Origin of the sequence: Cellvibrio sp. UBA7671 (assembly GCA_002483145.1) — a bacterium.
In the GTDB taxonomy this organism is placed as follows: Bacteria; Pseudomonadota; Gammaproteobacteria; order Pseudomonadales; family Cellvibrionaceae; genus Cellvibrio; species Cellvibrio fibrivorans.
In genome coordinates this window covers 359,163-377,692 of record DLHJ01000016.1, presented here as the reverse complement: position 1 = coordinate 377,692, position 18,530 = coordinate 359,163, and the positions used below count along the sequence as shown (strand labels likewise).

Genomic DNA, 18,530 nt, shown 5'->3' with positions numbered 1-18,530 from the left:
GTGTAGCAGCAAAACAACACTTTCCCTATGGCAAGGCACAGGGAAAGCATCACACGCAAAAGGCGTTGCTCAGCTTACATAGCCGGATTGCAGATGTAACAACAAACGCTCGGCGCGTTCGGTAAAATCCTTACGCACAGCCGGGTCTTCCAACTGAACACCCAGTGCATAGACGTAATGGCGCAATCCCGATGGGCCGGTCTTACCTGCGTGCAGCCAGTGCTTGAATACATCGTCAACAAGACCTTTACCCACAAGGCCGAAGTGATCGATAAAAAGCTGGTTCAATTGTTCGATAACGCGCCGGACAACAGGCAATAAGTTAGGTTGGGAATGACGCTCTACTTTAGTTGAGAGGCGCGGGGTCGAGGGTGCAGGATAGCTCATAAAAAATCTCCTTGAGTAACTACTACTTGAGTTAAGCTGATGCAGGTACATTCGCAAAGACTGATTGGTAATAACCGGGCATTTTGAAGCACCAGCTGACTCTGCAAAGAACTGTAAAAAAAAGCCTTGAGCGCGAACAGCTGACCCGCTATTTTCAGCGGCAGATGGTTTACAATGCGCGCCGATTCTTGCACCAATGCAGCCGAAATATACTCCGGCACAACCAAACCCAAGGTTTCAATTAATTAATCTCAATAATCCGACGCGGAGAAAGAGTGGATGAGCATGTTGTTCAACAACGCAAAGGCTGGTAGCCGATTATTTACCTGCACTGGTTTAACCGCCCTGGCGATGAGCTGTGTATTAAGTGCCGGCCTGACCGGATTCGCCCATGCTCAACCACAACCGGCAGTAGCTCCCGCCGCCGCCACCGAAATTGCCCAACCTGCACTCTTTGATGCGATTGCTTCGCGCGCAAAATTACTGGCACGCCGCGAATACAAGCCGATCCAAGCCAATATTCCCGAAGCCCTCGCGAATATGAATTATGACCAATACCGCTCAATTCGTTTCCGCCCTGAATCATCGCTATGGCATAACGAATCCTTATTCGAGCTGCAATTGTTCCATCCCGGCTTCCTCTATCGCGAGCCAGTGACCCTGCACATGGCCACCGATGGCCCCGACGCCTTTGTGCAGTTCAAACAAGAGTATTTTAATTACGACGGCCCTGCCGCACCTTTGGCCGGCGTAGCCCCAGGCAATATTGGTTTTGCCGGTTTCCGTATCCACTACCCGCTTAACAGCAATGAATACAAAGATGAATTTGTTGTATTCCAGGGCGCGTCCTATTTCCGCTTGGTAGGCCCGGGCCTGGCTTACGGCCTGTCGGCACGCGGCCTGGCAATTGATACTGCCGAGCCCAAGGGCGAAGAGTTCCCCGTATTCCGTGAATTCTGGCTGGTCAAACCCGGCCCGACTGATACACGCATGGTGATGTACGCCCTGCTCGACAGCCCATCTATTACCGGCGCCTATCGCTTTGAAATTATTCCCGGTGCACCAACCGAAATGGCAGTGGAAGCGCGGATTTTTGCGCGCAAAGATATCCTTAAGGTCGGCGTAGCACCGCTCACCAGTATGTACATGTGGGGTGAAAACCATACCCGTTTTGTTGATGACTTCCGCCCTGAAGTACACGATTCAGACGGTCTATTGATGGCCGCATCAAATGGCGAGTGGATCTGGCGCCCGATCAGCAACCATCGTCAACTGCGTGTCTCCTCAATGATGGATGAAAATCCGCGCGGTTTTGGCTTACTGCAACGCGATCGCGATTTTGATCACTATATGGATATGGAATCCCGCTACGAGAAGCGCCCGAGCATGTGGATTATCCCCGAAGGTAACTGGGGCAAAGGCCGTGCAGAATTGGTGGAAATACCGAGCGACAGCGAAACCAACGATAACGTTGTCGCCTACTGGGTTCCGGCCAAGTCTATGAAGGCGGGCAGCAACGCCACCTTTAAATATCGCTTGCGCACCTTTGACGATCACTTGCCCGAAAACACCGGTGCCAAGGTCATCCGCACTCGTATCGGTTGGGGCGCCAACCCCGGCCAAGCCAATCCTCCTCCACTGAGCAAGCGCAAATTTGTAATTGATTTCCGCGGCGGAGAATTGGACAACCTCTCTGCCGATGCACCTCTAGTCGCCGAGATGCAAAAGAACTCGGGCACCATCAGTGAACTGGTAGTGCGTCAATTGCCAGATGGCCGCACCTGGCGCGCCTCCTTCAAGCTGGAGCCGGAAGGCAACAAAGTGGCTGATATGCGCGTTTTCCTGAAATTGCGCGATCAACGCCTGAGCGAAGTCTGGAGCTACGTCTGGTATCCGGATGCAATCTGATATGACCCACGAGTTTCGCGCCCCCGCTGACCTAACTGTTTTGCCTGCGGATGCCATACGCATCCCGGGCAAGTCGTTGCGCCGTTATGTGTATGTGATCCTGAGCGTGCTCACCGCTATTAGCGGCGTGTACATCATGTTCGATATCCTGCGCGCCAATGACCTGACCACCCTGGAAGCCGTTATTCTGGTGCTGTTCGGCATCAGTTTTACCTGGCTCGCCCTCGCATTCTGGAGCGGTTTGTTCGGATTTATTTTGCAGATGTTGCGCATCGATCCGCTCACGCTGAAATCCACCAAAGGCATGCTAGAGGACACATCGCCCATCAGCTGCCGCACTGCGGTGGTGATGCCAGTCTATAACGAAGATACTCACCGCGTAATCGCCGGTTTTGAGGCGACTTTGCGCTCGCTGGAAAAGACCGTAGAGATCGCCCACTTCGATTTCTTCCTGCTCAGTGACACCACCAACCTGACTATCGCCCAAGCTGAGCGCGATGCCTGGCAGCTGTTGCAGGAGCGCCTGGGTGACTTGGGCAAGCAGGCGTTTTATCGCCGCCGCGAGAAAAATATCGCGCGCAAAGTGGGTAACCTCGCCGAGTTCTGCCAGCGCTGGGGTGCGAACTACGAAAACATGATTGTGCTGGACGCCGACAGCATTATGGCGGGCGATTGCTTGCTGAAAATGGTGCGCGCCATGCAAGCCAATCCACGCACAGGCTTGATTCAAACCATTCCGATTCCCGTGCGCCAGACCACCTTCTTTGGCCGCTTTGTACAGTTTGCTGCGGTGCTCTACAGCCCAATGCTCGCGACTGGTCTCGCCTTTTGGCAGACAGACGCCGCCAACTATTGGGGCCACAATGCCATCATCCGCATGCGCGCCTTTATCGATCACTGCGGCCTACCGACGCTGCCCGGTAAGGCGCCTTTTGGGGGCGATATTCTCAGCCACGATTTTGTGGAAGCCGCCATGCTGCGCCGCGCCGGTTGGGATGTGTTTTTGCTTGCCGATCTGGAGGGCAGCTACGAAGAAGTGCCGTGCAATATTATCGATTACGCCAAACGCGATCGCCGCTGGGTGCAGGGCAATATCCAACACTTGGGCATTGTCGATACCAAGGATTTGCACCCCATTAACCGCATGCATTTTTTGTTGGGTGCTATCGCCTACATCACCTCATTAATCTGGCTGCTGATGCTGGTACTGAGTACTGCCGACGCTGTAGTGCGCGCGATCAACTCAAACGTCTATTTCACCGAGGTCTACCAGCTCTACCCCAACTGGCCGATTGCCAAAACCGAATTGATTGTGGCGCTGATCCTGCTCACTACCACCCTGTTGATGGGGCCAAAGTTGCTCGGCGTGATAGTGGCACTCACCCACAGACGCAAACAATTCGGCGGCGCGCGCGCGATTGTGAAAGGCACAATAATCGAGACTATTTTTGCGGTGCTGATCGCACCAATCATGATGGTTTATCACGCCTACTTTGTAATTTCTGTATTGCTCGGTTTCAAAGTAAATTGGGATTCGCAAGACCGCGAAGGCCGCTTATTACCCTGGGGCGAATGCTTCGCACGCACCTCCAAAATGACTACAGCAGCGCTTGCATGGGGATTTATGACCTACACCTATGCACCAATTTTCTTCTGGTGGTTATTGCCAGTATTAACCGGACTGGTACTGGCTGCACCCTTGGTGCGCTACTCCAGCAGCCTCGATTGGGGCCGGGGAACGCGCAACCACAAGATTTTTTTGAGCCCTGATGAGACCAGCGAAGACCCGGTGTTATCGCACTTGAATGAACTCTTAGCGGTCGAACATCCGCCACTGGCTGCACCCGCACCGATCCCGGCTTTACCAGCCGATAATTGGACGGATATGCCGCATCGCGCCATGGATGATTACGTGCCGGTAAAGCGCTAATGGATTGAAAACCTCCGCTTCGGCGGAGGTTTTTGTTCGCATCTTCGTCTACTGCCCAGCTCTGCTTCCAACAGGACCGCCACCGGCATGAAACCTTTGATCACATTGATCCTGGCCAGCGTGTCTATCGCTTATCCACTGCTGGTATATGCGGGCATCCAACATATTAGCCCTGCTATTTTCGCGCTGGTGCTTGCAACACTGGCCGTTGCCAAATTTGTTGTTGCACGCCTTCACGGCCAACAGGGCATGACAACAACCGAATGGGCGCTGCTGCTCATCACCCTTGCCTATAGTCTGGCGCTGGTAGTGGTCAACAACGAATTCTTGCTCAAGCTATATCCGGTGCTAATCAGCCTGTGCGTTGCTCTGCTTTTTGCTTTATCGCTGCGCGCACCGGAGAGTTTGATTGAACGCATGGCGCGCATGGCGGGAGAAACAATCACAGCGCGCGCAAAAGCCTATACCCGTGTTCTGACCGGCATATGGGCGCTGTTGCTCGTTGGCAATGCGCTGATTGCACTCTACCAGGCACTTTTCGCCAGTTTGAAAAGCTGGGCACTTTACAGCGGCCTACTCTCTTATGTTTTTTTCGGGCTGTTTTTCGCACTCGAATATACTTACCGCCGCTACTACATCAATAAATATCGCGACGAGACGCAATGACCGATTCATCAAACCTAACGCAGCTGCGCAGCCATTTTTCGTCTGCGCACTGGCCACGCATGAATGCCATCAGCAGCAGCGAACACCGCTGTGTTATCGATTTATTTATCGCGGCTGATATGCATTGGTTGCAAGGGCATTTCCCAGAGCAGCCAGTTGTTGCCGGTGTAGTGCAAACTCACTGGGCAGGGGAACTCGCCAAATACCTGTTTGCGACCAGCGATGAGTGTATTCGCATCGACAATTTAAAATTCCAGCAGGTCATGTTGCCCGGTCAATCCCTACAATTGACGCTGGATTATTCCGGCGGTGCAACAACCGCAGTGAAATTTCGCTACAGCCACGAGGAAACCCTGTTTTCCGAAGGCAAACTCGTTTTTAACACACCGGCAGCCGGCAGCGACTTATGAGTTATTGTTTATTAATTCCCCACTACAACCACGAGCGCCAATTCCTAGCCTTTTTGCCGCAACTGATTGCAACCGGTTTGCCGCTGGTGGTGGTGGATGACGGCAGCAATGACCATAGCCGTGCGCAAGTGGCAGCAGCCGTGGCGCAGTATGCCAATGCTCACTTTTTTGCATTGCAGCGCAATCGCGGTAAGGGTGGCGCACTTAAGGCGGGATTTTATTTTGCACGCAGCTTGGGTTTTACCCACGCCATTCAAATCGATGCTGACGGCCAACATGACATTCAGGACATTGCCGGTTTTGTGCAGCGATCCCAAGCGCAGCCAGAGGCGATAATTTGCGGCAAACCGGTGTTTGATGCGTCAGCGCCCAAGGCGCGAGTTTACGGGCGCAAAGTGACAGACTTTTGGGTTGCACTGGAAACGCTCTCATTGCGCATCAAAGATGGTTTATGTGGCTTTCGTGTTTATCCGCTCACGCAAATTGAAAATGTGCTCGACCAGTATTTCATCGGCAATCGTATGGATTTTGATACCGAGTTGTTAGTTAAGGCAGTCTGGCTTAACACCGCACTGGTGTTTATCGAGACCAAAGTGATCTACCCGGAACACAATGTGTCGCACTTCAATTACCTGAGCGACAATCTGCTGCTGATTAGATTACATGCCCGCTTAATGCTGGGCATGCTGGTACGCCTGCCAATGTTGTTATGGCAGCGTTTGCGAGGCAGATGATGAGCGATCCGCGCACAGAAAAAAACGCTCACTGGTCCACTCTGCAAGAGTCGGGCACCATTCGAGGCATTATGTTTTTGCTATGGCTGCAACGCCTGTTTGGACGCGGTTTTTTTAATATCCTGCTCTACCCGATCATGGTGTATTTTTTTCTGCTTAATCGCCGCGCGCGCAAAGCGTCGCTGGATTTTTTGCAAACCCATGCGCGCCAGTATCCGAATTATTGGCAGGGCAAAACACCGAACTACAGCGATGTGTTTCGCCATATGTATTCCTTTGGTCAATGTATTCTGGATAAGCTCCTGGCATGGAGTATCCCCATGCATGAACAGGATTTTGAAATCGCCAACGAACCTCTGCTCGCTGATTTTATGGCCAAAACACAGGGCCAATTAATTATCGGCTCCCACCTCGGCAATCTGGAATACTGCCGTGGCTTTGTTCAACGCTACAAAGCCAAAACTATTAACGCGCTGGTGTACGATCAACACTCAGCAAATTTTGTCGCGGCGATGCAGAAAATTAATCCGGCCTCGCGCATTCATATTTATCAAGTAAATGAATTAGACATTCCCCTTATTTTGCAACTCAAAGCCAAAATTGATAATGGCGAGTGGCTCTTTATCGCCGGCGATCGTATTCCCCTCAGCGGAGAAGCGCGCACCGTGACGGTGGATTTTTTAGGCCGACAGGCGCAGCTGCCTATTGGCCCCTACATGCTCGCCAAAGTATTGCAATGCGAAGTGCAGTTGATGTTTTCCTATCGTAATGCCAAGAAAATTTATTTCGAGTTGGTGCCCTTTGCGCCTCAAGTAAAACTGCCGCGCGACGATGGCGGCGCACAACTGCGCGCTTACGCACAACAATATGCGCAGGCGCTGGAGCAGCAAGCTGCCCGCGCTCCACTGCAGTGGTTTAATTTTTATCCCTACTGGGCCAGCAGCCAACCGGCCGCCGAATCACGGATAACAGAAAAATCTGGGGCTACCGCAAATGATTGATTCACGCATTTACGATTTAATTCCCCACCGCGAACCCATGCTGTTACTCAATCGCGTTATTGAGTTGGGCCAGAATTTTTCCTGCGCTGAAATTGATATCAATGAGCAGTCATCATTTTTTATGGCAGGCAAAGGTGTGCCCAGTTGGATTGGTGTGGAATACATGGGGCAAACCGCCGCACTGATTGCCGGTTACCAATTGCAACAAGGCACGGTCGCGCCTCACTTGGGATTGCTGTTGGGCACGCGCAAATACGAAGCGCGAGTCCCCTATTTTCGCGCGGGTGATTTACTGCAAGTGCGCTGCACTGAAGTGGCCGTAGTGGGCGATAGCCTCGCCAATTTTCAATGCGAGATTATCAATCTGCGCGATCAACACCTCTGTGCATCGGCAAAATTGTCCGTCTTTCGCAAACCGCTGATAACCCCTTCAGACGAGCATCAACAATCATTGGAAGCATCAATTACAGGAGCAAGCGCGTGACAAGACGTGTCGCAATAACCGGCGCCGGTGCCATTTCTGCACTGGGTAACGAGTGGAAAACGATTCGCGAAAATTTGCTGCAATTAAAAAATCGCGTGCGCTATATGCACGAGTGGGATCAATACCCGGAATTGCAAACGCGCCTTGCATCGCCCGTGGATGATTTTGTGTTACCCGCGCATTACACCATGAAAAAAAAGCGCGGCATGGGGCGCGTTGCACAGATGGCGGTAGCCGCCACCGAACAGGCATTAATTCACGCAGGATTATTTAAGGACCCGATTATCAGCAGCGACGCCACGGGAGTCGCCTATGGTTCTGCCACCGGCAGCAGTGATGCCGCGATGGAATTTTTTGGGCTGCTCGAACACAAATCCATGGCGAAATTAAACGGCACAACCTATTTGCGCATGATGAGCCATTCGGCCGCCGTCAATATCAGTGTGCTCTTCGGCACTTGCGGGCGAATGTACACAACCAGCAGCGCATGCACTGCCGGCAGCCAAGGTATCGGCTTTGCCTATGAGGCCATTCGCAGCGGCCAGCAAACGATTATGATCGCGGGCGGCGCTGAAGAACTTTGCCCAACACAGGCTGCTGTCTTCGATACGGTTTACTCCGCAAGCGTAAAAAATACCACACCGGAATTGTCGCCACGCGCCTTTGATCCGCAGCGCGATGGATTGGTATTAGGTGAAGGCGCATGTACCTTGATTTTGGAAGATTGGGAACACGCCGTTGCGCGCGGCGCCAGAATTCTTGCCGAAGTGATTGGCTTTGCCACCAACTGCGATGGCAACCACCTGGTGCGCCCAAATCAGGTAACCATGGCAAAAGTGATGCAAAAAAGCTTGCTCGATGCGCAATTAAACCCAGAACAAATTGATTATATTTCCGGCCATGGCACTGCAACGCTACACGGCGATATTGCGGAATCGCTTGCAACGCAGGAAGTGATGGGCAGCAACATTCCCTTCAGCAGTTTAAAAAGTTACATCGGCCACAGCCTCGGCGCATGCGGTTCGTTGGAAGCCTGGCTGGGAATAGAAATGATGAATGAAAACTGGTTCTCACCCAATTTAAATTTGGCTGAGGTGGACGAAAATTGTGGCCAGTTAGATTACATTCGCAATGAAGTGCGCGAATTACACGCACAGTATTTCATGAGCAATAATTTTGCGTTTGGCGGAATCAATACATCATTGATTTTTAAGCGGGTGTAACAGCGCCCCCTTTTTTCAAAGGGGGATTCACTCTTAACACATTCCGCCATTCACACTGATCACCTGCCGCGTAATATAACCCGCCGCGTCCGAGACCAAAAAACTCACGGTAGCGGCTATATCATCCACTTTACCGAAGCGCTGCATCGGAACTAATTTCATTGCTTCGTCGTGATAAATGCCTTCGATCATATCGGTTTCAATTACACCGGGGGCGACACAATTAACGGTGATATTGCGTTTGGCCAATTCAATTGCCAAGGCTTTGGTTGCACCGATGATACCCGCTTTGGCTGCGCTGTAATTGGTTTGGCCGCGGTTGCCGATTACACCCGACACTGACGAGAGGGTGACAATACGGCCACCTGAGCGCAGGCGAATCATCGGCATTACCAGTGGATACAACACGTTGTAAAACGCATCCAAATTGGTGTGAATGACCGAGTCCCATTGTTCGCCAGTGAGCGCTGGAAAGGCGTTGTCTGCGGCTATGCCCGCATTACACACCACACCATAAAAAGCGCCCTTGGCTTCAATATCGGCCACCAGAGTTTCACTGACTTTTTCGCGTTCGCACACATCAAACTGAATCAAGCTGGCGCTGCCGCCGTTGGCAATGATCTGCGCAACCACCGCCTCTGCCTCAGTTTTTCCCGAGCGATAGTGCACGCACACATCAAAACCATCGGCGCCCAGTTTTAATGCGCACGCCTTGCCAATACCGCGACTGGCACCGGTTACTAAAATACGTTTTTTGTTCACAGGCTTTCTCCTGACACAGATATTCCAATGATTATTTCTTGGACCAGTGACGGCTGGCGAGCAGCACAGCGCCAATCAAGTTAAAACAACTGCCGATAAATAATGCGATACCAAAAGCACTTACGGCAGGCAAAATACTTAAGCCCAACAAACCAAACGATAAAAGATTGGTAGTGGATGAGATGGCGACTGCCGACAAGGTCTCGACCGAATTTTCGGTCATTTCTGCGATGAAAATGACATAGTCCATGCCCAAGCCCACCACTAAAAATAATGCCATCACATGAAACAAAGTAAGCGGCACATTGAACAGCGCCAGCAACACAAAACTGGCGCAGACCGCAAATACCGGTATCGCAATCAGCTGCAGCATTTTTTTCCAGTGATAACGGGTAAGTAATAGTACCGACATTAACACCAACGCGAGCACCAGCAACTCCATGGAAGAGCGGCGCAGTGTCTGCATGGACATTTCTGAATCTTGCATGGCGCTGAAAAAGCGCACACCTTCAATCGATTCGATTTTTGCGGCTAATTCCTGTGTATTCGTCCCTTTGGGAATTAATAGAAATGCGTGAATGTCGCCCTCTGCCGCAAACCAAAGCGGAGGTAATCCTGCTTGTGCATTGTTAAAAAAATCTGCCGGATTCAGCAGTTGATTTTTCTGCGATGAGTAGGCTGCCACTAGCGCAGCCGAATCTATTTCCGTGAGTTGCTGTTGGGCTAAAAATGTTTTAGCTAAACCTGCTTCACCATAGAGCAGCTGATTCAATTGATAAAATTGTTGCTGCTCTTGTGGCGATGGAAAAAAATTCTGCACGCCCAATAGCCGCTGCCCCAACTCACCGGCACCTGCTTGCAGCGCATAGATGCGGTCATAAATTTGCTGTGCGGACTTGCCCTCTACCACCACAAAACTGGCGGGCTCATGGCTGGCGACCCATTCACTCACTTGTTTTTCTTGTGCCAATAAGTGTTCATTAGCAGCAAAAAAACTGCGCGGGCTATCGCTCACTGGCAAATCAAACCCCTTCGCGGCAAAGCCAGCCAGCAGCAATAATACTCCCGCTGGCACTATGGCTCGTGCAGGAATTTTTCCTGCCATATGCAAGCAGCGCAAAATAATTTTTTGCAAACCTGAATCGTAAACCTTAATGCCTTTTGTCAGGTAATGCCCCAGCGCAATCACTATCAACCACGCATAAATCAAGCCCAATGCCGCGAAGATTGCCACCTGCCGCAAGGCAGCCAGACCCGACCATGCCAACGCGCTAAAGCCAATCACGCTGGTGAGTAGACTTAAAAACAACGCGCGATACAGCGGCAAGCGATTATCACTTTGTGGGTGATGCGCCTGGAAATAATAAAAATGCAGCGCGTAATCCACCACAACGCCAATCAGACTTGAACCAAATACCAACGTGAGCACGTGTATCGAACCAAACCAGAAGTGACATACACTGAAGGCGAATGCCAGGCCCATACCAATCGATAGCGCGGGCAAGACCAACGCACGCGGACCGCGAAATACCCACAGAATCAGCAGTAGCACGCCGATCATGGAGCCGGTACTGATAGTATCAATATCGGCCCGCGCTGATTGCGCCGCGTCTGCTGCAAAAAATAAAATTCCCGATCGGAGAATTTCTACATCGGGATACTGGACGTTAAGCCGTGCAATTAATTGGTTGATGCTAAGGAGCGCCGCATCCTGTTGATTCATCTCCAATGCATCGCTACCGATTTGCAAGAGATGCGCGGCAATAAATAATTCTTCATCACCGCGTTTAACGGTTTGTCTTTCATCGCTTGATCTGAGCGCCAAACGATCCAACAGCCCCACTGCATATTCATTGGCAAAACCCAGTGGATCTTGCGCAACCGGGATTAAACGCAGCAGACCGCCATTGCCATACAGATTGGTTTCTCCGAGGCGCAAAATATCCGTGGGATTTTGCTGTGCCAGCGCAACCTGGGCTTGTGCGCCGAGAATATGGAAAGCATGTTGTTTGAGTTGCGCAGCATAGGCATCGACCAGAGCAGATTGATCGACATAGTGAAGGTTCGCGGTGTCGTCTTCGATCATCTCTCGCAGCTGCTCGCTGGCATCGGCAAGACGATCTTCATCGGGGTGGATCAACACCAGCACAAATTTTTGCGCGGCATCGGCCGACATTTTATTGAGCGCCTGATTGACTGCAGCATCGACGTTGAAGGAAGGAGAAAGGCTGCGCAAATTCGTATCTATGTGCAACCCAGTGCGACTAATGGCAAATACACAAACAAGAGCGACCAGCGTGAGAAACACCAGAGCAGCTGTACACCAACGGCGATAAAGTTGCTGCGTCATAACGCACTCGCTATAGAAAAGAAATCAGGGTGCCAACAACTGCTGACAGGCAGATGCAGCAACGCCAGTCAATTGCGTGCATTGATTGGCCGTGAGCGCGGGCAAGGTTTGCAATTCATAAACCCGGATCGCTGTGTATTCTTCGCCTTGATGCTGCATACGAATACTGACATCTGCATCTGTCCGCGCGATATCAATTGCGCGCAAAAATTTTTCCATTCGCTTTTTACGCGGCGTCAAACGGATACCGGATTCCGTTGCTGTGATCACAAAGTTTTTTTCCAGATAGACACTATCGCCACCCAAGAGGTGATTCAGCATCTGCCCGAGATGACGCTGCAATGTACCCGACAGCTTTTGTATGCTGCCGTCAGCTTTTATCAATTGCGTGGTGCCTTGCAACCTGTACACGAGAGTTTCGTTAAGCGGCGCCGCCGTATGCCAGAGCAAACCCTTATCGCAGGCAAATGCAAAACTGCCTTGGGTCTGCAGCAATTTCGTGAGCCCGGCCAGATTTTTCTCTTGCTGGTAGCGACCGGTTTGATAACAACTTTCCGGTAAGTAATTTTGTAAAAGCGCTGTCGCGGTTGCGCCATTTTCTGCAGCCTTGACGCAAGCGCTGTGTAAGCCGATCAACAGCAGGCCGATAATAGCGGGGGACAAAATGGTGTTTATGGATGCGCGTATCACTGGCATTCCACCAACAGGAGTTGTACTTTTTCGAGTAGCTGGTCAGGGCAGCCGATGCGCAATAATTTTGTCTGGGCATCAACTGCTGCTTGCACTGTGTGGGCTTTGCTCAACACAGCACCAGTAAGCGCATCGCGAATTACATAGTGAATTTTCAGGCGATATTCCCACTCGATCAAACTCGCCGTGACTACCAGTTGCTGCTCAAAGACTAACGGCTGGATGTATTTGATTTGCATGTCCACAATCGGAAACATAAACCCCGAAGCTTTCATATCGGTGTAGTTGTAACCGAGCTTATCCAACAAATTGCAGCGCGCCACTTCCAGATATTTGCAGTAGTGCCCGTGCCAGACGATGTTCATCGAATCCACATCAAAAAACGGCACAATGATGGCGGTATCCACACTGAGCACTGCGTTTGGCTCGCGACGGCGCTGCATTAGTTGGCTGCCTGATCCTGGCTTAAAAACGCGAGAACTGCCTCAATCAAATCAGCAATGGTTTTGACTTGATGGAAATTTTCCAGAGTAATTTTTTTGGCGGTGATGGATTTTAATTCAATCATCAAATTCACCGCGTCGATGCTGTCGATGTCCAGATCTTCGCGCAGGCGCGCAGCGAGAGAGATGGAGTCAGGCTCTACATCAAATTGTTCTTGTAGTATCACGGTGATACGGGCCAGGAGGCTTTCACGGGTATGGATCATAGTGGGAATCTTTTGCTAATTCTTTTTAAGGTGGCGCGCCGGGCGCGACCGGCGCGGGATTATACAAGCTTTAGCGCTGCTTCTGCAGTTCATCGCGCAAGCGCGCGTGCAAGCATGCGGTGAGAGAACGCGCTTGCAGGCCGGGCGGCTGGGTTCTGTCCACCAGAGCCTCCAGCCTCATCAGCGGCAACACACGCAACACAAAATGCGGCGCGCGCGCGGGGATGTGATACCAAGGCTCACCTTTGCGCAACGTCAGAGGCTGGCAGTCAATCATCACTGGCAGGAGCGGGCAATTTGCGGCAAGCGCGATATTGGCAGCGCCGCGCTTGAGGGTCAGTGTATCGCCCTGAGTGCGCGTACCCTCAGGGAAAATCATCAGGGTCTCACCGGTACGCAGGGCGGCAGCGGCTTTCTCCACCAACTCCACCCCCACCTCATCATTGGGAATATAACCGGCGAGGGACACTATCCAACAGGTAACAGGATTGTGTGCCATAGCGGCCTTTACAATAAAAGTCGCATTAGGCATCACCGCCATCAACAGCACCGCATCCAACAACGTGGGATGATTGGCGACGACCAAAACACCCGGCTGTTTGAGCGCGTCAACGCCGTCGAACTCAATAGTAAACAACCCCAAGCCGCGCATGATGCGCACATAAAGCCACACCCAACGCTGGATGGAGTGGCGCGCCAACTGGCGCCGACGCGCCTCGGACCAGGGCAACAGCCGGATCAGCGGCGCCAACAAGAGCGCCAATAACAGTGCACCCACGCCAAACAGCGCAAAGGAAAACGCGGTAGCCAGCAGGCGCCAACAGCGATTGATCTGGCTCATAGCCGGGGTGAAGCCAAGGCTTCAACCTCTACCAGCAGTTGGCTGCGGCAGATATCCGCGTGAATAAAGTTCACTACCAATGCTGGCAGGCGCGCCGCGAAAAAAGCGCGTGCAACCGCCAGATCTTGTGGGCGGCGAAGATAGACTCGCACGCCGCTCAGCTCGCTATCGGCCTGCCCCACATGCATCAGTAGGTGCTTGATATTGTCGAGTGTAATCGTCAACTGCTGCTCCAGATCGCCCACTCCCTGAGTGTTATGACCAATGATGCTGGCAGTACCGGAAATAAACACCTGCTCCCTGCTGCGCAGTGCAAGGCTGGTAGCACGGGCAAAGCTGGGGCTGGTGGGACCGTATTCACGCGGGTATTGATAAGCCGGTTGCTGACGTGGATTTTCGTGATGCACACCGGAATTGCGCCCGGCCAGCAGGTAAATCACCGCACCCTTGGTGTGATGCCCGAGCGCCGAAGCAGCGGGATACTCCTGGGGTGCCACATGGTAGTCATCAAACGCGCGCTGGCGCCCCACGCAGAATTTTTTGTACTCCTCTCGGTCGCCAACGCCGTTGTTGATATCGGGCATGAAGTTCCAGATGCGGAAGGGATAAGGAAAGCCCTTGGCTTGGATTACACGGAACAACCGGCCGTAGGCCACTTCGGTAGCGGCCTCTATATCGCTGCAATCTTCAGGGGCAATCCAGGTGGCGACGCAGAGAACATCCTCGATCAAACTCCACTGGCAGTGTTCATCAGTGCCGCGCTCGGCGATGGAATCGCCGTAGCGAATAACTTCCCAGGGTTTATCGCACAGCGACGGCATACCAAGCGGAATAACGCCGGGTTGCGCCATTGCCGCGCAACTGTCGCCAAAGTTCACCAAAGCCAGAACACCGGGCTGGGCAAGCAGGTGGGCAGTGTCAGGCACCGCACTGGCGGGTAAATATTCCTGGCGAAGCATTGGCATAGCAGTGTCTTATCGTGAGGGCTGAGTGACGTGAAAGGCCGCGAGTTTACCCAAAAACACCCGCCACGTTAAGGTAAGTCTCGGGCGTGTCGGGTGATTTTGGTGCACAAAGCCGTTAAACTGCGCGGCTTTTCATCGACGATTGGTCAATAACGCTAATCCATCACAATAACTCCGAGGTACCTATGTCTGCGCAAACCGCCGCCCAATTGGAAATGGCCGAATTATTGGTAGAAGCACTGAATCTGGAAGATATAGCGGCAAGTGAGATAGCACCGGACGAATCCTTGTTTGGCGACGGGCTTGGATTGGACTCGATTGATGCATTGGAAATCGCCCTGGCCATCTCGCAAAAGTACGGCGTGCAAATGCAAGCTGACGACGAACGCACCCGCAAAGCCTTTGCCACCCTCGCCTCGCTGACCGAATTTGTCCAGAATAATAACGGCAAGTAAGCGCTAAGGGATTCGCCATGCGCACTGCCGAGCTGGAATACCTGCCGCTGCTGGAACGCCGTGGCGATGATTGCGTTGCCCGTGTCAGCACCTTGCTGCCAGCGTTGGGAGTGCAACCGGTGGCCGTCCGTGTGGATGAGTTTATCGGGCAGGTTAAGCGCCTCGCGGCGCACTTGCCGGAAGCGGGTTACACCATCAATCTCTGCGATAACCGCTACTTGTTTACCCTCGGTTTCTGCGCCGCATTGGTGCGCGGGCAAACCAACCTGCTACCGCAGAACCGCGCTCCCGCCACCCAGGCGCTGCTGCGCGAGCAATATCCTGACAGCTATGTGCTGCACGATGGACTGGATAACCTGATCGCCCCCTGCCCAGCGTTCAATCTGAATCAGATAGATTTGCGCGGCGAACCCGAGTGCGATGTTCCGCAAATTCCCGCCAGCCAGCTAGCCGCCATCGCCTTTACTTCCGGCTCCACTGGCCAGCCCAAAGGCAATCCCAAGCCTTGGCATACCTTTGTCACCAGCAGCCGGATGAACGCACAGGAAATGCTCGGCAGCGATTATCGCGATACGCTGCGTTTTGCCTTGGCGACCGTGCCCGCCCAACATATGTGGGGGTTGGAGACGTCGCTCCTGCTGCCGCTGTTTGCACGCCTGTGCATCAGCGATCAGCGCCCACTATTTCCAATGGATGTCGCCAACGCCCTGCAACAATTGCCTGCACCGCGCTTGCTGATCAGTACACCGGTGCATCTGCGCGCATTGGTATCCAGTGGCGTGGACATGCCGGAAGCGGCGCAATTGCTCTGCGCCACCGCGCCCTTATCCACTGAGCTGGCGAGGGCGACTGAAGACTGCTTTGGCGGCGATCTGATTGAGGTTTACGGTTGCAGCGAAGTCGGTTCCATGGCGCGCCGCCGCACGGCGCAAGGCGATGTGTGGCAGCTATTTGAAGGATTGGAGTTTGCTGAGGAATTAACAGTGATTCGCGGCAGTCACTTGCCACAGCAACAACCGGTGCAAGATCGCATCGAGACCCGCGATGGCCGCGCCTTTCGCCTGCTCGGGCGCGGCGACGATATGATTGAAATCGCCGGTAAACGCGGCTCGGTGCAGGAAATGAACAAACTCTTATTGGCCACACCGGGCGTGGTGGATGGTGTGGTATTTATGCCCGAGCCAGGCCAGCAAGCCATCACCCGGCCAGTGGCATTGGTGGTGGGTAAAGACATCACCAAACAACAACTCAGCGCTCGTTTTGCTGAGCATTTAGACCCGGTGTTTATGCCGCGCCCGCTATTACTGGTGGATGCCCTGCCACGCGAGGATAACGGTAAATTACCGCGTACGAAGTTGCTAGCGTTTTACCAGCAGCTGCGCAGTTAATAGCCTCACTCCAGAATTTTCAGCCGCCATTCCCTAATATCTTCAACCGATAGTCACCCAACAACTCGCGCTCGGCAGCGCTAATGTCAAGACTGGGCATTTCCCCCAACATATCCCGCACCGCTTCGGCCACTTGTTCGACTTGCGCCATATTACGCGCCAGCTCGTCGGCGAGCGGGAGCTTGGGGTCTTCCATCAATACCTTGTTAAAAAATTGCAGGCAGGGAATTTGGTATTGATCCATAAACACCCCGCGATTGGGCAGCTGCAAGCGGCGCTCGGCGCGTTGGCGGAACAGGGCTTGGATCGATTGGTTCAGTTGCTGCGCCTTGTGCAACTCGCCTGCAAGTGGGCGAATGCGTTCGAAGTCGCAGAGGGCACTGCGGAAATACAGCAGCGAGAGCACGCCCCAGTAGTAGCTGTAATCCCACAGGAGTTTTAAGCCCATCATCACCCGGTCACCAAAACCACCGTATTGACCAGTGTAGAGCGACAAGGTGTTTTGATAGATGGACCGCAGCAGGCGCTCATAGACAACTGCTTGCACGCGGATGTCCTGCCCACGCCGCTCGGCGGTGATCAGCGAACAAATAAAGCCATTGGCGAAGGCAATAAAATCGCTACCCGGTGAATAAAACGGATCGGCAAAAACACCGGCTTCGCCTGCCACCGCCCAACGCTGGTCGCTAAACAGTTGTTTGCAGTCGTAGGAATAATCCTGTAGCACCACAAAATCGAGGAACCTGGCATCGCCAATCGCTGCTGCACAGCGCGGTTGATGCTGCGCCAGCCAAGTCATAGCGGAGGTTTGGTCGCTAATTGCAGCAGCATCAAAGGCTATATTGTCCATCACAATGCCGATACTGGTCACACCCGAGGCGAGCGGGATAATCCACACCCAGTAACCCGGCCCGACCAAATGGTTGGTGCTTAGCCAGCGACGCCCTTCCGGCATACAGCGGGCGTGCCATTCGGGGCTGGCGCACCAGTCGTCCAGGGTGATTTTTCGGTCTACCCGAAACCAGATAGCGTTGGATTTATGTTCGTTTTTAGCGGCGAGATTCAGATGGTTTTTCAACAAACCGGCGCGCCCGGCAGTATCGACCATCCAGTTGCCGATTAGGGTTTGCTCGCCGCCGGCGGTGCGAATCACCAGTTGTTTGTCCTGCGCTGAACCAGTTTCAGCCTTGATGTCCAGCTGCAGGATATCGGCATTGTCGATCAGGCTGACGCCAAGTTCGCGCACCTCATCGGCAATGTGATTTTCGATATCGCCACGGTCGATTTGGTAGGTAGGAATACCAAAGGTTTGGCTGGCGCCCAGCTCGTCCTGTTGGGCAAAGTCATCGGCTGGCGCACCAAAGAAGATACGGATACCGAACTTTTTGAGGTGATTGGCTTTTAGGTGCTGCATCAGTCCCAAGTGATGCGATAGGTAGTGCGAACCAATTTCCACCGTGGATTCGCCGACTTTGGCAATCGCGCGCGGGCGCGGAAAGCCCTGCTTTTCCACCACGACTATGGCCAATTCGGGATTCGCCTGTTTTAGCTGCTTGGCCAGGCCCAAACCGGCCAGACCGCCGCCGGCAATAATCACGTCCCAATAAGACAGGTTTTGAATCATCAC

Annotated in this window: 19 protein-coding genes; 10 read left to right on the top strand and 9 right to left on the bottom strand. The window is 52.9% G+C overall.

The genetic code is table 11. The features are described from left to right. Positions 1 to 69 precede the first annotated feature (69 nt). Positions 70 to 387 (bottom strand): hypothetical protein, encoded by a 318-nt coding sequence (locus tag B4E62_RS17390; RefSeq protein WP_310067634.1) that lies wholly within the window; start codon positions 385 to 387, stop codon positions 70 to 72. A gap of 285 nt (positions 388 to 672) precedes the next feature. Between B4E62_RS17390 and B4E62_RS17385 the strand changes: the two genes are divergently transcribed. The 8 genes from B4E62_RS17385 to B4E62_RS17350 all read left to right on the top strand — a co-directional run bounded on the left by B4E62_RS17385 (position 673) and on the right by B4E62_RS17350 (position 8,743). Further along, positions 673 to 2,295, top strand: coding sequence for a glucan biosynthesis protein G (locus B4E62_RS17385; RefSeq protein ID WP_310067636.1), 1,623 nt, complete (start codon positions 673 to 675; stop codon positions 2,293 to 2,295). Position 2,296: 1 nt separating this feature from the next. Next, entirely contained in the window at positions 2,297 to 4,225 is a 1,929-nt protein-coding gene (mdoH, locus tag B4E62_RS17380; protein ID WP_331352947.1) for a glucans biosynthesis glucosyltransferase MdoH, read from the top strand. A gap of 87 nt (positions 4,226 to 4,312) precedes the next feature. Beyond that, a complete protein-coding gene (locus B4E62_RS17375; protein WP_331352946.1) occupies positions 4,313 to 4,891 on the top strand; it encodes a hypothetical protein in 579 nt (192 codons plus the stop codon). After that, on the top strand, positions 4,888 to 5,301 hold the full coding sequence (locus tag B4E62_RS17370; protein WP_331352945.1) for a hypothetical protein: 414 nt from the start codon (positions 4,888 to 4,890) through the stop codon (positions 5,299 to 5,301). Before B4E62_RS17375 ends, B4E62_RS17370 begins: the two co-directional genes overlap by 4 nt. Continuing rightward, complete coding sequence (locus B4E62_RS17365) at positions 5,298 to 6,035, top strand: glycosyltransferase family 2 protein (RefSeq protein ID WP_331352944.1); 738 nt, start codon at positions 5,298 to 5,300, stop codon at positions 6,033 to 6,035. The genes B4E62_RS17370 and B4E62_RS17365 overlap by 4 nt, the downstream gene beginning before the upstream one ends. After that, positions 6,032 to 7,036 (top strand): hypothetical protein, encoded by a 1,005-nt coding sequence (locus tag B4E62_RS17360; protein WP_331352943.1) that lies wholly within the window; start codon positions 6,032 to 6,034, stop codon positions 7,034 to 7,036. The genes B4E62_RS17365 and B4E62_RS17360 overlap by 4 nt, the downstream gene beginning before the upstream one ends. Beyond that, entirely contained in the window at positions 7,029 to 7,520 is a 492-nt protein-coding gene (locus B4E62_RS17355; protein ID WP_331352942.1) for a hypothetical protein, read from the top strand. The genes B4E62_RS17360 and B4E62_RS17355 overlap by 8 nt, the downstream gene beginning before the upstream one ends. Continuing rightward, entirely contained in the window at positions 7,517 to 8,743 is a 1,227-nt protein-coding gene (locus tag B4E62_RS17350; protein WP_331352941.1) for a beta-ketoacyl-ACP synthase, read from the top strand. The genes B4E62_RS17355 and B4E62_RS17350 overlap by 4 nt, the downstream gene beginning before the upstream one ends. Positions 8,744 to 8,776: 33 nt before the next feature. On the opposite strand, the gene B4E62_RS17345 is transcribed toward B4E62_RS17350, so the two are convergent. The 7 genes from B4E62_RS17345 to B4E62_RS17315 form a co-directional block, all read right to left on the bottom strand. After that, complete coding sequence (locus B4E62_RS17345; RefSeq protein ID WP_331352940.1) at positions 8,777 to 9,505, bottom strand: 3-ketoacyl-ACP reductase FabG2; 729 nt, start codon at positions 9,503 to 9,505, stop codon at positions 8,777 to 8,779. A gap of 31 nt (positions 9,506 to 9,536) precedes the next feature. Next, positions 9,537 to 11,855: an MMPL family transporter gene (locus tag B4E62_RS17340; RefSeq protein ID WP_331352939.1), complete on the bottom strand. Its 2,319-nt coding sequence runs from the start codon at positions 11,853 to 11,855 to the stop codon at positions 9,537 to 9,539. A 24-nt stretch (positions 11,856 to 11,879) separates the two neighbouring features. After that, positions 11,880 to 12,545 carry a hypothetical protein gene (locus B4E62_RS17335; RefSeq protein WP_331352938.1) on the bottom strand — a complete coding sequence of 222 codons (666 nt, stop codon included), beginning with the start codon at positions 12,543 to 12,545 and terminating at the stop codon, positions 11,880 to 11,882. After that, positions 12,542 to 12,988 (bottom strand): acyl-CoA thioesterase, encoded by a 447-nt coding sequence (locus B4E62_RS17330; protein ID WP_331352937.1) that lies wholly within the window; start codon positions 12,986 to 12,988, stop codon positions 12,542 to 12,544. The genes B4E62_RS17335 and B4E62_RS17330 overlap by 4 nt, the downstream gene beginning before the upstream one ends. Beyond that, positions 12,988 to 13,254: an acyl carrier protein gene (locus B4E62_RS17325; RefSeq protein ID WP_331352936.1), complete on the bottom strand. Its 267-nt coding sequence runs from the start codon at positions 13,252 to 13,254 to the stop codon at positions 12,988 to 12,990. The genes B4E62_RS17330 and B4E62_RS17325 overlap by 1 nt, the downstream gene beginning before the upstream one ends. A 70-nt stretch (positions 13,255 to 13,324) precedes the next feature. Continuing rightward, a complete protein-coding gene (locus B4E62_RS17320) occupies positions 13,325 to 14,095 on the bottom strand; it encodes a lysophospholipid acyltransferase family protein (protein ID WP_331352935.1) in 771 nt (256 codons plus the stop codon). Then, complete coding sequence (locus B4E62_RS17315; RefSeq protein WP_331352934.1) at positions 14,092 to 15,060, bottom strand: hypothetical protein; 969 nt, start codon at positions 15,058 to 15,060, stop codon at positions 14,092 to 14,094. Before B4E62_RS17315 ends, B4E62_RS17320 begins: the two co-directional genes overlap by 4 nt. 185 nt (positions 15,061 to 15,245) lie before the next feature. Here B4E62_RS17315 and B4E62_RS17310 point away from each other — a divergent pair, with 185 nt between their 5' ends. Both B4E62_RS17310 and B4E62_RS17305 read left to right on the top strand, forming a co-directional pair. Continuing rightward, positions 15,246 to 15,515 carry a phosphopantetheine-binding protein gene (locus B4E62_RS17310; protein ID WP_331352933.1) on the top strand — a complete coding sequence of 90 codons (270 nt, stop codon included), beginning with the start codon at positions 15,246 to 15,248 and terminating at the stop codon, positions 15,513 to 15,515. Between the two features lie 17 nt (positions 15,516 to 15,532). Then, entirely contained in the window at positions 15,533 to 16,903 is a 1,371-nt protein-coding gene (locus B4E62_RS17305) for an AMP-binding protein (RefSeq protein ID WP_331352932.1), read from the top strand. A gap of 19 nt (positions 16,904 to 16,922) precedes the next feature. Here B4E62_RS17305 and B4E62_RS17300 read toward each other — a convergent pair whose 3' ends face one another. Then, positions 16,923 to 18,527, bottom strand: a complete 1,605-nt coding sequence (locus tag B4E62_RS17300) for an NAD(P)/FAD-dependent oxidoreductase (protein ID WP_331353090.1) — start codon at positions 18,525 to 18,527, stop codon at positions 16,923 to 16,925. Positions 18,528 to 18,530 lie beyond the last annotated feature (3 nt).

Excerpts from the sequence above, each read along its gene's own strand:
- B4E62_RS17320 (WP_331352935.1), bottom strand. The coding sequence starts at position 14,095 with ATGAGCCAGATCAATCGCTGTTGGCGCCTGCTGGCTACCGCGTTTTCC.
- B4E62_RS17365 (WP_331352944.1), top strand. The coding sequence starts at position 5,298 with ATGAGTTATTGTTTATTAATTCCCCACTACAACCACGAGCGCCAATTC.
- B4E62_RS17305 (WP_331352932.1), top strand. The coding sequence starts at position 15,533 with ATGCGCACTGCCGAGCTGGAATACCTGCCGCTGCTGGAACGCCGTGGC.
- B4E62_RS17370 (WP_331352945.1), top strand. The coding sequence starts at position 4,888 with ATGACCGATTCATCAAACCTAACGCAGCTGCGCAGCCATTTTTCGTCT.
- B4E62_RS17315 (WP_331352934.1), bottom strand. The coding sequence starts at position 15,060 with ATGCCAATGCTTCGCCAGGAATATTTACCCGCCAGTGCGGTGCCTGAC.
- B4E62_RS17375 (WP_331352946.1), top strand. The coding sequence starts at position 4,313 with ATGAAACCTTTGATCACATTGATCCTGGCCAGCGTGTCTATCGCTTAT.
- mdoH (WP_331352947.1), top strand. The coding sequence starts at position 2,297 with ATGACCCACGAGTTTCGCGCCCCCGCTGACCTAACTGTTTTGCCTGCG.
- B4E62_RS17330 (WP_331352937.1), bottom strand. The coding sequence starts at position 12,988 with ATGCAGCGCCGTCGCGAGCCAAACGCAGTGCTCAGTGTGGATACCGCC.
- B4E62_RS17360 (WP_331352943.1), top strand. The coding sequence starts at position 6,032 with ATGATGAGCGATCCGCGCACAGAAAAAAACGCTCACTGGTCCACTCTG.
- B4E62_RS17300 (WP_331353090.1), bottom strand. The coding sequence starts at position 18,527 with ATGATTCAAAACCTGTCTTATTGGGACGTGATTATTGCCGGCGGCGGT.
- B4E62_RS17340 (WP_331352939.1), bottom strand. The coding sequence starts at position 11,855 with ATGACGCAGCAACTTTATCGCCGTTGGTGTACAGCTGCTCTGGTGTTT.
- B4E62_RS17385 (WP_310067636.1), top strand. The coding sequence starts at position 673 with ATGTTGTTCAACAACGCAAAGGCTGGTAGCCGATTATTTACCTGCACT.
- B4E62_RS17325 (WP_331352936.1), bottom strand. The coding sequence starts at position 13,254 with ATGATCCATACCCGTGAAAGCCTCCTGGCCCGTATCACCGTGATACTA.
- B4E62_RS17355 (WP_331352942.1), top strand. The coding sequence starts at position 7,029 with ATGATTGATTCACGCATTTACGATTTAATTCCCCACCGCGAACCCATG.
- B4E62_RS17390 (WP_310067634.1), bottom strand. The coding sequence starts at position 387 with ATGAGCTATCCTGCACCCTCGACCCCGCGCCTCTCAACTAAAGTAGAG.
- B4E62_RS17310 (WP_331352933.1), top strand. The coding sequence starts at position 15,246 with ATGTCTGCGCAAACCGCCGCCCAATTGGAAATGGCCGAATTATTGGTA.